This window comes from Bacteroides cellulosilyticus DSM 14838 (assembly GCF_000158035.1).
Classification (GTDB): domain Bacteria; phylum Bacteroidota; class Bacteroidia; order Bacteroidales; family Bacteroidaceae; genus Bacteroides; species Bacteroides cellulosilyticus.
Map to the genome: position 1 here is coordinate 1,102,660 of NZ_EQ973490.1, position 14,132 is coordinate 1,116,791.

Genomic DNA, 14,132 nt, shown 5'->3' on the forward strand with positions numbered 1-14,132 from the left:
AATTCATTATTAACATATCAAAGTATGAAAACAAAGATTATTGCAATTTTAGTATTTGCCAGTTTGATGACGAAGCTTAATGCTCAGAATCACGATAAAGTAGGATTACTGGAAAAGCCGGTACCTGTTTCTTCTGTAAGAAATATAACCGGATTCTTCGGACATCGTATGGAAGTTAACCGGAATGCCTACCTGAAACACTTTCCAATAGATAAATATGTGGACTTTGTTGTAAACAGGCAACATTCGGCTTGGGACTGGACACAGGCAGAACAGCATGGAAAGTGGATAGAATCAGCTTATCTGTCGGCAGTTCAGGGTGATGACAAGGAATTACTAATTAAAGCTGAAAGCGTACTGAATCGCATCATTGACTCACAGGAAGCAAACGGTTATGTAGGAGCCACAGCCAAGAGTTTCCGGTCTCCCGAAAGACCAGTCAGAGGAATGGACGCTTACGAATTATATTTTGTTTTCCATGCCTTTATCACAGTATATGAAGAAACAGGAGATAAAAAAGCACTAACTGCCGCAGAGAAATTGGCAGACTATTTCTTGCAATATTTCGGACCGGGTAAACTGGAATTCTGGCCCTCTGATCTGAGAGCACCTGAAAACAAACAAAAACATCTGGACGGACACTCAGACTTTGCAGGGCATAGTGTACACTATTCTTGGGAAGGTACTTTACTTTGTGACCCCATAACAAGACTATATGAACTGACAGGAAAGAAGAAGTATCTGGAATGGAGCCAATGGGTAGTCAGCAACATCGACAAATGGAGTGGATGGGATGCATTCTCCCGTTTGGATTCCGTTGCGGACGGTACTTTAGGGGTGGATAAACTTCAACCTTATGTACATTCGCATACTTTCCACATGAACTTTATGGGCTTCTTGCGACTGTATCGTATCACCGGTGATAAAACATTGCTGCGTAAAGTGTCCGGAGCATGGGACGACATTCATGAACGCCAGATGTACATCACCGGTGGTGTAAGTGTTGCCGAACATTATGAACACGACTATGTGAAACCACTTTCAGGTAATATCGTGGAAACCTGTGCCACAATGTCATGGATGCAACTCACACAACAGTTGTTGGAATTAACCGGAGAATCCAAATATGCGGATGCCATGGAACGCCTGATGATTAACCATGTATTTGCCGCCCAGGATTGTGAAAGCGGAGTTTGTCGATATCATACAGCTCCGAATGGAAGTAAGCCTGACGGTTATTTCCATGGGCCGGATTGCTGCACAGCAAGCGGACACCGGATTATCTCAATGTTACCCACCTTCATTTACGCAGAAAAAGGAAAAGAGTTTTATATCAATCAATACATCCCCTCGCAATATACCGGAAAGGATTTCGCATTTGAAATCACCGGAAACTATCCGGAATCCGAAAATATGCAGCTGACCATTGTTTCAGAGAAAGCAAAAAACAAAACATTAAACCTACGTATCCCCTCCTGGTGTGAACATCCGGAAATAAAGGTGAACGGTGAAAACATCGCAGATGTAAAGCCCGGTGCTTACCTGAAATTATCACGCAAGTGGACAAAAGGGGATAAAGTAAGTATCACTTTCCCTATGGAAGAGAAATGGGTATCACGTAGTCATCATAGCAAATATGTTTCCTATAAACTAGCAGGTGGGGAAATCATGTATAAGGAAGAACCGACTGATAGAATTCCTTATGCCTTTGTACGCGGTCCGATTGTTTACTCACTGGACATGGTATGGAATAAGCAGCTTTGCAACGATGATGTGAATATGGATCAGGATATACGGATGAATACAACGATGAAACCTACACTGATCAATAAGCCTGATAACAATATGTTAGGGCCGGTTTATCAAACGAAAGCCTTATATAAAGGTAGTGAGGTAGATGTGATTCTCACTCCGTTCGCAAACATAGGGCAATGGTTCCGCCCGGATGGAATAAAGCCACAGAAATATGCTAACGCTTTCACGTATGGAATCTGGCTGTATAACATAGATACAAAGTAAATAAGAATAAATTAGCCCCTGCAAACAATCATGAAATGCTCCCATGATAGTTGTAGGGGCTTATTCGTTTATGCTTTCAGTCGCATAATGAACTTACTTCCTTTCCCCAATTCGCTTTCCACCGTCAGTGTTCCCCCATGTGCCTCCACAAAATCTTTTGAAATGGAAAGTCCCAGTCCACTGCCTTGCACCTTTGTGCCGGGCACACGGAAATAACGGTCGAAAATGCTCTGATGATAACGGGGATCGATACCTTTGCCGAAATCCTGCACATACAGTTCAACAAACTCCTTCTCACGCTTGGCACCAATAACGACACGCCCGTTTTCTTTTGAATAACGGACTGCATTGCTCAGAAGGTTCGTCAATACCCAAGCTATCTTCTCACTATCCACAAACAGTTTCGGCATTTTTTCCTCCGGATACTCTACTTCTATCTGGATACCGAACTTATCCGCCTGAACCTGATTGGCTTTAATGGCATATTCTATAAGTTCGATAGGCTTGGTTATCTTCGGCATCATCTGGAGCTTGCCGGCTTCTACTTGTGTCATATTCAGAAGTTCACCAGTGATACCCAGCAGGCGGTCGGCATTTTCTTTAATGCTTTTCGATAATTGTTCCTGCTCATCATTCAAAGCTCCTACCCTCTTATCCTCCAGCAACTGCAAACTCATAAGAATAGCTGAGATAGGCGTTTTCAGTTCATGGGAGATGGTGGAGATAAAGGTTGTTTTGGCAGAATCCAACTCTTTAAATTCGGTGATATTTTTCAGCAGGATCACATCACCCAAGTTCTGCGGTTCATCCGTATCGGCATCCGTATTTATAATGGTGATGTAAGAAGCCTGAAAATAGCTTTCCTTATTATCCGCATAGATTTTCAAGGGTTCTTTCTTCTCACCCGGAGTAATCAGTTCCCGAACCAGACGACGAAGGAGATCATTCTTTAAGGACAGTTCCTCGGCAGAGTGGCGGATTACATCTTCACGTTTCAGATTCAATACGGTGAGTGCTTCTTTATTGATAAAGAGTATTTCATGCTCACAATTCAGGCCGATAATAGGTTCATGAATACTGTTCACAACGGCTTCAAGAAACTTCTTTGCAGAAAGAATATCGTTCAGCGTACTGGCACGATATTCAGTCAGGCGCTCAGCCATACTGTTGAAGCTATCGGCCACCTGACGGAATTCCTCGTGTCCGCTCATATCCAAACGTTTCTCATAGTTATGATTGGCAATTTCAAGGATACCACGCGTCAATTCCTGAATAGGCTTGTTGATGGAACGGGGAAGCCAGACCAGCAACACGATACTGGCAAGAATGCAAATAGCACCTGTAACGGAAATCCACAGCAAAGCACGTTCCAGTCCGGGCATGGCGGCAGGGCTGTCTGGTTCGGTAGCTGTCAGTATCTGAAGATTCACTACGGAGAGAGCAACCAGCAGAATGATCATACCAGCCAGAATGCCTACACTGAGTATTAATTTAGTACGAATATTCATAATGCACTGATGAATTAAATTTTATGCAAGTATAATCAAATCTACGTTTGCCTGAGCTAAATCATTCACAAATTTTCTGTATTTCAACACCATAAACAAAGATTGAGGTAAACGGAAAGAAGGACTGCCCATACAAACAGAAGTGATCTGTCTCTCTTTACAAGTACGGATGATGGCATCCAATACATCTTTGGATTGTACCTGAACCACTTCACCATCCAACTCAGTGACCAACTTAAAGTGATTCAACAGATAGCGCTGACTTGCCAGGTCGATACGGTCAGCACTCTCGCGGGGTGTTTGTACATATAGGGCTATAAAAGAAGTATTGTAACGGGTTGCCAGACGTGCCGCCTTACGAATGATGCGTCGAGGCGTCTTCTCCTTACTGCTGATGCATGCCAGAAACTTCTCATGCCGGACTCCTACACTGGAAACGACCACTTCATTCTCCACTTTCTTCTCCACACGCAACGCTACTTCCTTCAAAGCCAATTCACGCAATTGAAGGATATTCTCGGTTTTGAAGAAGTTATTCAACGCCATGGGTACTTTCTCCGGTTTATAGATTTTACCGGCTTTCAGGCGGGTGATGAGTTCTTCGGCAGTGAGGTCGATGTTCACCACTTCATCCGCTTCCTGCAATACACTGTCAGGGATACGCTCTTTGACTTCGATGCCGGAGATGCCCTGAACTTCTTCGTTGACGCTTTCAATGTGCTGGATGTTGACAGCGGAAATCACATTGATACCTTCGTCCAGCAAATCCATCACGTCTTGCCAGCGTTTCTCGTTTCGGCTGCCCTCTACGTTGGTATGCGCCAGTTCGTCTACAATGACAATATCGGGATGGATACGGATAATACCCTCCAAATCCATCTCTTCCAGTTCCTTTGCCTTGTAGAATATCTTCCGCCGCGGAATGACAGGGAGTCCTTCCAGTAATACTTCCGTCCCGGCACGACCATGGGTTTCGACGTAACCGATTTGTACATCTACACCATTATCCAAAAGGTCATGGGCTTCCTGAAGCATCCTATACGACTTACCTACACCGGCAATCATGCCGATGTAGATCTTGAATTTTCCACGACGGGACTTCTTAATCAGGTCGAGGAAGTGCTGTACACTTTCTTCTCTGTTCATACTTTCATTTTTAGGCGCGGATTACGCGGATTACACGGATTAAAGGCTGCGCTATTACGCTGTATTACAGAACAAGAATCCGTGTAATCCGCGTAATCCGTGCCTAATCTTTAGTTATCACGGTTTCAACGTTATACCAAATACCAAATGAGCATCCTCCAAACATGGATTCCAGATAGCTTGCGCAAAGATAGGCAATGAAAACGAATCTGTTATCCTGATAGCCGTGGTAGCTTTCAACGCTACATTGGTAAAAGCAAAACCGGAATTTCCATATCCTACTGTATAAGTTTTATAAGGAACGAATCCTACGGTTGCATTCAAATCTACCGACTTCACACTGAACGGATAGTTCAGCTCGCAATAGGAAGAATAATTTTGCTTACCTTCCTCATTCTTATCGGCACCGGCAAACATCAGATACCATGCCATAGACAAAGGAAGTTTCTCACAAGGCAACGTATAAGCCAAACCTGCTTCAAAGAAGTGAGCAGTTTCATGGCTCTTGAAGTTGAAGTACTTCCCGGCTCCCTGACCTGCCCACCATAGACTTGCTACGGACAGTGGTGGGCCCTGATTCACCTAAAGTATAAGCAGCCGTCAGATCTATCTCCTTGCTTGCCAGTCCTTCTGAAGATTTATTACCATCGAAGTCTGTCGAGCCCCAGGCTGTCACAGAAAAATCACCTATGCTGAATCCTAAAGTCGGCTGGAAACTTGCTCCGGTCTGATAAACACCACGCCAGACGTAAGAGCTGACTAAATCACCCTGCACAGTAAATTCCTGAGCCTTTGCACTTGTAGTTCCTAAAATACAGGCAACAGCAACTGCTGCTGTCGCAAAAATATTGTTTCTTAATCTTTTCATAATTCATTCAATCTTTTTAAAAGTAAGGTTGTCTTTAAAAAAGAGAGGCAGCGTTCCATTCACCCTGTTTTAGACATCACCATGGCAAAATATGAATGGAATCTGTCCGCCTCTCTACCAACCTAAAGTTATTTCTTATTTGCTTCTTCCAGTGCGATATTCAGTTTCAGAACATTCACCTTCTCCGTACCGAAAAGGCCGAGAAGCGGTTTCTGTACTGCATTGTCTACGAGAGTCTTTACTTGTGCCTCGTCCATGCCACGTGCCTGGGCCACGCGTTTCACCTGTACATAAGCACTGGCGGGAGTGATATCCGGATCAAGCCCCGAAGCACTGGCAGTTACCATTTCTGCCGGAACGTCTTTACGGTTCAGATAAGGATGGTGTACGAGGAAAGTATCGATACGGGCTTCTACCTCCGAAAGATATTCTTCGTTGGTAGGGCCTTTGTTGCTACCGGAAGAACTGGTAGCATCGTAACCGTCACCGGCATGGGAAGGGCGTCCCCAGAAGTAGACGTCTTTTGTGAACATCTGTCCTACATTAGCGGCACCGACAACTTTACCATCCAGAGTCGCTACTTCCGCATTACCCTTATTGGGACCTGCCACCTGGGCAAATATCCACAGGATAAGGATATAGAATACAGAGAAGAACACGCAAAATGCAAGTGTTATTTTAAGGGATTTGAATAATGTTTTCATTACTGTTTTTATTTATTGAAAGAATAAACTGACAATCATATCTATTAATTTAATTCCGATAAAGGGTGCAATGACACCGCCTAAGCCATAAATCAGCAAGTTGCGGCGAAGCAATGCACTGGCACCAATCGGTTTATACTGTACTCCTTTCAGTGCCAACGGAATCAATATAGGAATAATTATAGCGTTAAAAATTATAGCTGAAAGGACGGCTGACTCAGGACTATGCAGCCCCATAATATTCAGCGGTGCCAACTGAGGGATGGCTACCATAAACAAAGCGGGAATAATCGCAAAGTATTTAGCCACGTCATTTGCTATAGAGAACGTGGTCAACGTACCGCGCGTCATCAACAACTGTTTACCGATTTCCACAATTTCAATCAGCTTCGTAGGATCATTATCCAAGTCCACCATATTACCGGCTTCCTTTGCAGCCTGCGTACCGCTATTCATAGCAACGCCCACATTTGCCTGTGCCAATGCCGGAGCATCATTTGTACCGTCTCCCATCATTGCCACCAGTTTACCGGACTGCTGCTCTTTCTTGATATACTCCATCTTATCTTCCGGCTTAGCCTCAGCTATAAAATCATCCACACCAGCCTTTTCTGCGATATACTTTGCTGTCAGCGGATTATCTCCAGTCACCATCACCGTCTTCACTCCCATCTTGCGAAGGCGTTCGAAACGTTCCTGAATACCTGGTTTGATGATGTCCTGCAACTCAATAACGCCGGCCACCTGCCGGTTGACACACACTACCAACGGTGTACCGCCGTTACTTGAAATTGCAGCAATCACATCTTCCACCTCTTTCGGGAAACTGTTTCCGGCACTCTCTGCAATCTTACGGATAGCATCGAAAGCACCTTTACGTATCTGAGTACCATTTTGCAAATCCACGCCTGAACACTTTGTTTCAGCAGTGAACTTAATCATTCGGGCACCCGTAGTATTCAGGTCACGCATACGGCGACCTGTTTCCCGTCCCAGTTCTATAATTGATTTACCCTCCGGCGTTTCATCTGAGATGGAAGACAGCAGGCAAGCCTCAATAAAATCACGTTCGTCCACACCGGGAGCTGCATAGAACTTCGTAGCTTTACGGTTACCGATTGTAATAGTTCCCGTTTTATCCAGCAGCAACGTATCAATATCACCGGCCGTTTCCACTGCCTTACCCGATTTCGTTATCACATTGGCACGAAGCGCACGGTCCATACCTGCAATGCCGATAGCAGAAAGTAGGCCACCGATCGTAGTCGGTATCAGGCAAACAAACAGGGAAAGAATAGCTGCAATCGAGATATACGTTCCCGGATGCTCTATATTTGTATAATCCGCCATTGGAATCAGCGTGACGCAAACAATCACGAATACCAGTGTGAAACCTGCCAGCAGGATAGTCAGCGCTATTTCATTCGGTGTTTTCTTCCGGGTAGCACCTTCCACTAATGCAATCATCTTATCCAGGAAGCTCTCACCCTGTTGTTGGGTTACCAATACCTTTATCTTATCAGAAAGCACCTTCGTACCACCGGTTACGGAACTCTTATCCCCACCCGCCTCACGGATTACCGGGGCAGATTCACCTGTAATGGCACTTTCATCAATGGAAGCCAGTCCTTCTACAATCTCACCATCAGCCGGAATCGTATCACCGGCTTCGCAAATAAAGTAATCACCTTTCTTCAGGCGTGCACTACTGATATTGCAGACTTTGCCATCAATCAGAATTTTAGCGGGAGTCTCCTCACGCGTTTTGCGTAGGCTGTCGGCCTGAGCCTTACCACGAGCCTCGGCAATAGCCTCAGCAAAGTTAGCGAACAACAGAGTAACAAAGAGAACGACGAACACCAGAAAGTTGTACCCGAATGTTCCATATTCCGTAGTTCCCAGCGAGAGGATGCAGACTACCAGCATCACCAGCGTCACAAGCTCCACCGTAAACATAATCGGATTCTTAATCATCACCCGTGGATCCAACTTCACGAATGATTGCTTCAAGCTTTCCATTACTTGCTCCTTTTGAAACAAAGAAGCTGATTTCTTATCTTTCATTTTATGAAATTACTAATTATGAATTACAAACTAAAATGTTCGGCAATCGTACTCAACGCATGCACCGGGAAGAATGACAGGGCAGCCACAATGAAGATAACCGCAAAAGTCATCACTGCAAATGTCACCGTATCCGTCTTCAGTGTACCGGCACTTTCCGGGATAAATTTCTTCTGCGCCAGCAAACCGGCAATGGCCACCTGCCCTACAATCGGGATAAAACGGCTCAGAATAAGTACCCAACCACACGAATAATTCCAGAAATAAGTATTATCTCCCAGTCCCTCGAAACCGGACCCATTATTAGCTGCACACGAAGTAAACTCATATAATTGCTCACTCAGCCCGTGGAAACCCGGATTATTCAGCCATCCGCCCTCACTCGCCACGAAATCGGGATGATGGGCAAACAGATACGTAGACAGAGCCGTTCCTACCAGGATCACAAACGGATGAAGTAATGCCACAACGGTCGCAATTTTCATTTCGCGTGCCTCCACCTTCTTTCCGAGGAATTCCGGTGTACGTCCTACCATCAGTCCGCTGATAAACACGGCTATAATTATAAATGTATAGTAGTTCATCCAACCTACCCCGACACCACCGAACCAGGTATTAATCTGCATATTCAGCATCTCCATCATACCACTGAGCGGCATCGTAGAGTCGTGCATACCATTCACCGAACCATTGGAAGTGACGGTGGTCGTAATGCTCCACAAGGCTGTTGCAGCAGAACCAAGCCGTACCTCTTTTCCCTCCATCGCTCCGCCATCCTGCGCAATACCCAGTTCGTCAATACGCGGGTTACCGTTCATCTCCTGATAGACATTGATGCCGACACCCGCCAGATAGGCAAAAAGCATTACACCGAATATACTATAAGCTAGTTTCTTACGATTGGAATAGAAACCGAGTGCGAAAACCATTGCCATCGGTATGATCAGGATAGACCAACATTCCACCATATTGGACAGATACGTAGGATTCTCCAACGGATGCGAAGAGTTTACACCGAAATAACCGCCACCATTGGTACCCAATTGTTTAATAGGCACAATGGCTGCCGCAGGTCCCTGCGAAACCAGTTGTTCCTGTCCTTCCAGCGTGGTCACCTCCATCTTGCCATCGAATCCCATTGGAGTGCCCTGAAGAATCAGGATAAAGCCCACAATCAGGGAAAGAGGCAACAGGATACGTGTACTGCTCAATACAAGGAAGTTCCAGAAGTTACCTATTGTCTTCGTTGTCTTTACACTGATGGACTTCATGACACCTGCCATAGCCGCCATACCCGTTGCCGCCGTAATAAACTGAAACAGCATGATGACGAACAATTGCGTAAAGTAAGTTAATCCGCTTTCACCGGAATAATGCTGTAAGTTACAGTTCACCATAAAACTGATGCAGGTGTTAAATGCCTGATCCGGACTCTGCGGTCCGTTACCGTCAGGGTTCAGAGGCAGCCAGTGTTGAGTAACCAGCAGCACCATGCCCCACACAAACCAGAAAGCATTCAATATCAACAATGCTTTCAAGAACTGTTTCCAGTTCATCTCCTCCTGTGGATTGATACCGGAAACTTTGAATATCAATCTCTCGACCGGCTTCATGAAGTCCGACCATGTTTTTTGTCCTTTATAGACTTTTGCAATATACTTTCCTAATGGATAAGCCAATACCACCATCAGGATAACTTGCAACGCTACGCCTAAAATTTCTGTGTTCATTTTCTTTCTACTTTAAAACTTCTCCGGTCTCACAAGTACATAAATCAAATACCCGAAAACCGCAATACCCAATACAAATAATGCTGTATACATAATTCTCTCTCCTTCTTAAATCTTTTCAAACCAGTCCACACATTTCCAAAACAGCCAGAAAGCGAACAAGCCACTCAGCAGGCAGAAAATAAATGAAATCGTTAGTCCCATGTTTTTTACCTTTATTGAATTAATACTATTTATTTTATCGGAAGGTTATGTGCCAATAGCGTGCCAGAAGGATGGACAAACTCATAAGCGTCTAATAAACAGCCTTATGCAACAAGCGAATCAGGATACTCCCTTAAAGAGCACCCTTTCAAAATGAAAAGGTATTATCTATTTTGAAAAGAATTGAGGGAAAGAATAAGGAAAAGAAACAATACTATTGGGCGATTTCTGTCTGATTCCAGATTACCCAATACCCCCGTTGCATGCGTCGAACTTTTCTATCGGACTTTGTGCAACTTAATCAAAATGTCAAAATGTAAATCGTGATATCTGAGATTTCTTTCTTTCGCACCAATACTTGTTGTGCTACAAAAAAACGCAAGTATTTCCTGTTAGAAAAATCCAATATGACTTAAAACCGAGAAAGAAAGTATATTTTAGAAACCGATTTCGTCATATTTAGTTCTTATTAATTGCATATATAATATATTCCCACAAAATCGATTATTAGATTCCGTTGCTTATCTTCTTTGAAATAGAGAAATATCGACCGCTTTTTGACAAGGCTACACCCTTTTTGGAAGATGGTGTAACCTTTTAGTGATGATAGTGTAGCCTTATGAAGCAAAAGGTGTAGCCCTTTTGCGAATCACATCATCCGTTTGAGTGAAATTGATGATCTGTTTGATTAAAACAGATGATATATATGGGCTGAATAGATCATCTGTGGGCTGCCAATAGATGATATAATCCTTATAAACTAATGTTATATTCTTCTAGAAGCAGCTTTCCAGCGGGAGCGCTTATTATTAATAACGATGAAAGTTCAACATATAGCAGCAAAACTTCCCATTTTGGTATCTTATTGTCATATCAGATCTGATTGTGAATACAAGCTATATCCTATACTCCTCAATCTTCCTGTACAGCGTAGTCAAACCAATTTTCAGTAAACGGGCGGCCTCCGTCTTATTCCCCTTCGTGTACTCCAATACGCGCGCAATGTGACGACGCTCCATAGCCGAAAGTTCGAAGCTGCCAGGCGTCTCTTCATCCGACTGTTCGTAGTGGGCATTCTGGATGTCAAGTGGCAGATCGGCAATAGTCAACTGTTCGCCTTCGCAAACAATAAGACTGCGTTCTATCACATTACGGAGTTCGCGGATATTTCCTTTCCACGGTTGTAACTCCAAAGTAGCGAGGAAGTCAGGGGTTATTTCAGTTACCGGGCGGGAAAGTTGTGCGGAAAAGTTCTTCACGAAAGCCTTTGCCAACAGACGGATATCTCCTGCGCGCTCACGCAATGGCGGCAGATGCACCTGGAATACAGAAAGACGATAAAACAGGTCTTCCCGGAAACGTCCTTTGACTATTTCTTCCGGCAAATTACGATTCGTTGCGGCTATAATACGCACATTGACGCGTGTCGGCTTGGTGTCTCCTATCTTTATATATTCTCCCGTTTCGAGTATCCGCAATAGTTTGGCTTGCAATTCAAAAGCCATTTCACCTATTTCATCCAGGAAGATCGTTCCATTGTTCGCCTCCTCAAAAAGTCCTTTCTTATCTTTCAACGCCCCTGTAAAGGAACCTGCTTTGTGACCAAACATCTCACTTTCCAACAACTCCTTGCTAAACGAAGAACAGTTTACAGCCACAAAATTCTGCCGTGCACGCTTGCTGCTATAATGGATGGCCTGCGCAAACACTTCCTTGCCTGTTCCCGTTTCTCCGGTCAGCAATACAGGCACATCAGTCACCGACACTTTCTGCGCCAATAAAACAGCATCTTTCAAAGATTTGGACTCTCCCAGGATAGAATCAAAAGAGTACGCCTGCCCTACCTTCTTCTCAAGCTTTTCAAGACGGGCATTCATTGCGGCTTTCTCTACCGCACGACTGATAAGGGGAATAATCTTGTTATTGTCATCTCCTTTGGTGATATAGTCGAAAGCTCCGTTCTTGATGGCTTGTACGCCATCGGGAATATTGCCATGAGCTGTCAAGAGAATGACTTCCACATTGGGTGCAGCTTTCTTGATAGCCAACACCAAGTCTACCCCATTTCCATCGGGCAGAAAAACATCACACAAAGCGACATCGGGACTTTGCAGTTCCAACTGTTTCAGGGCAGCCCTGCAATCACCAGCCTGACATACTTCATATCCCTCCAACTCCATCATCCGTGCCAGCAGGGTACGGATTTGCACCTCGTCATCAACGATTAAAATCTTGCTCATATCTTTCGGATAAGTTTTAAACTGATAAATGCTAAAAACAGGGTGTGCAAATATAAAGCTTTTCCCTAATACGAACGGCACATCTTTTGAACTTTTATAGTAGAAAGCTTGAAAACCCCGAAACTGATTTTAGAGCTTAACTCCATTCGTACAAGGAGATAAGAGCAGAAAAGAGCAAACAGGCAGCGGGGAGTTTCCCTTCCATTTTGATAAAATCATTCTGAAATGGCAAGGGGGCTTCACAAAAAGATTTGATTAATAACTAAAAAAAAGAAGAATATGAGAATCTACAAATTCGATGGAAATGCAACCGCATCCGTAAGAGGTATGCAACATGTGGCAAAACTGATTCAAGACAATACGTCTAAAATAGTCGTACTATCCGCTCCCAAAGATGTTACCAAACATTTGGGCGAGGTAGCTGCCAGCTTCTTCAACCGAAACATAGAGGAAGCACACGACAAAATAACCCGACTGGAATTCCAGTTCATTGACTTTGCCAATGAACTACTTACGAACGACACTATCAAGCACGAAGCCATCCGGGGCATTCTCGACTGTTTCCAAGCAATATGGAAATACAGTATGGAACCTTTCTACTCTACCGATGAAAAGGAAATTCTGGCACAAGGAGAGTTACTGACATCCACCTTGCTGGGATTCTACTTACAGGAGCAAGGAATGGACAACAGCGTGATTTGTGCTTTCGACTTCATACGCACCGGTATGAACGGGGAAGCGGATGAGGAATATATCAGCCAAAAGGTGAAAGAGATATGTAAAGCATACCCCAATACACATCTGTTTCTCACACAGGGAAGCATTTGCAGGAATGCCTTTGGTGAGACCGATTACCTAAAACAAGGTGGAAGTGACTACACCGCTGCCCTAATAGGGACAGCTATACAGGCAGAGGAAATACGGATATGGACAGATGTCGATATACACAGCAATGATACACTGGTAGTGAAAGATGCCGACACCATAAAAAACCTGAGTTTCAGTGAAGCTGAACGGCTCATCTACTTTAATCCCCAAATCCTGCACCCGCTTTGTCTGGCTACAGCATGGAAAGAGAATATTCCCATCCGTCTGCTCAACCCGATGAATCCGACATCAGAAGGGACTTATATATCCGCCAACAGATTGAACGGAAACATGGTAAAGGCAGTCGCTACCAAAGATTCTATCACATACATCCGGTTCGAATCGAACCATACACTCCGGCCTTATATGTTCATCAGCAAGATTTTCGATATCTTCGCCAAATATAAGACGATGCCCTGTCTGCTGACTTCATCCAACGATAACATATCCGTAGCCACAGATGACAGGAACTTTCTTTCTCTCATCCTGCGGGAACTGAACAAGTATGCCCGGATATGGGTGGAAGATAAGATGAGTATCATTTCTGTGGTAGGAAACATGAAATCATCGTGCATCGAAACCGAAGCACGGATTATGGATGCATTGAGGAATATTCCGCTGAAGATGATTTCTTACGGAAGTGATGAGAATGATGTGTCGCTGGTGGTCAAAGTAACGGACAAGGCGGAAGCACTCCGGTTGCTTGACGAAAAGTTGCTTAAGAAGGCGTCTTGAAAAGATTCTCTATATCACCTGTTGGCGGAATTAATTCATAATGGTAT

General features: G+C 44.1%; 9 protein-coding genes and 1 pseudogene. 2 read left to right on the forward strand and 8 right to left on the reverse strand.

Going from position 1 to position 14,132, the window contains the following annotated elements:
* Window positions 1–24: 24 nt before the first annotated feature.
* Window positions 25–2,019, forward strand: coding sequence for a beta-L-arabinofuranosidase domain-containing protein (locus BACCELL_RS08695; protein ID WP_007211338.1), 1,995 nt, complete (start codon window positions 25–27; stop codon window positions 2,017–2,019).
* 68 nt (window positions 2,020–2,087) lie between these two features.
* On the opposite strand, the gene BACCELL_RS08700 is transcribed toward BACCELL_RS08695, so the two are convergent.
* From BACCELL_RS08700 to BACCELL_RS08730, 8 genes and pseudogenes are all read right to left on the reverse strand, one after another.
* Window positions 2,088–3,527, reverse strand: a complete 1,440-nt coding sequence (locus BACCELL_RS08700; protein WP_007211339.1) for an ATP-binding protein — start codon at window positions 3,525–3,527, stop codon at window positions 2,088–2,090.
* A gap of 21 nt (window positions 3,528–3,548) precedes the next feature.
* Window positions 3,549–4,673, reverse strand: coding sequence for a sensor protein KdpD (locus BACCELL_RS08705; protein WP_007211340.1), 1,125 nt, complete (start codon window positions 4,671–4,673; stop codon window positions 3,549–3,551).
* Between the two features lie 117 nt (window positions 4,674–4,790).
* Window positions 4,791–5,541 (reverse strand): annotated as a pseudogene (locus BACCELL_RS08710) (TorF family putative porin).
* 128 nt (window positions 5,542–5,669) lie between these two features.
* Window positions 5,670–6,245: a K(+)-transporting ATPase subunit C gene (locus tag BACCELL_RS08715; RefSeq protein WP_007211343.1), complete on the reverse strand. Its 576-nt coding sequence runs from the start codon at window positions 6,243–6,245 to the stop codon at window positions 5,670–5,672.
* A 12-nt stretch (window positions 6,246–6,257) separates the two neighbouring features.
* On the reverse strand, window positions 6,258–8,309 hold the full coding sequence (kdpB, locus tag BACCELL_RS08720; protein ID WP_007211344.1) for a potassium-transporting ATPase subunit KdpB: 2,052 nt from the start codon (window positions 8,307–8,309) through the stop codon (window positions 6,258–6,260).
* A 23-nt stretch (window positions 8,310–8,332) separates the two neighbouring features.
* Window positions 8,333–10,039, reverse strand: coding sequence for a potassium-transporting ATPase subunit KdpA (kdpA, locus tag BACCELL_RS08725; RefSeq protein WP_007211345.1), 1,707 nt, complete (start codon window positions 10,037–10,039; stop codon window positions 8,333–8,335).
* A gap of 12 nt (window positions 10,040–10,051) precedes the next feature.
* Window positions 10,052–10,132, reverse strand: a complete 81-nt coding sequence (gene kdpF / locus BACCELL_RS27745) for a K(+)-transporting ATPase subunit F (protein WP_081450799.1) — start codon at window positions 10,130–10,132, stop codon at window positions 10,052–10,054.
* A 1,007-nt stretch (window positions 10,133–11,139) separates the two neighbouring features.
* The gene (locus tag BACCELL_RS08730; protein WP_044153529.1) at window positions 11,140–12,483 is read right to left on the reverse strand and encodes a sigma-54-dependent transcriptional regulator; all 1,344 of its coding nucleotides are present in this window, start codon (window positions 12,481–12,483) and stop codon (window positions 11,140–11,142) included.
* A 279-nt stretch (window positions 12,484–12,762) separates the two neighbouring features.
* Between BACCELL_RS08730 and BACCELL_RS08735 the strand changes: the two genes are divergently transcribed.
* Window positions 12,763–14,085: an amino acid kinase family protein gene (locus tag BACCELL_RS08735; RefSeq protein WP_007211348.1), complete on the forward strand. Its 1,323-nt coding sequence runs from the start codon at window positions 12,763–12,765 to the stop codon at window positions 14,083–14,085.
* Window positions 14,086–14,132: the final 47 nt, after the last annotated feature.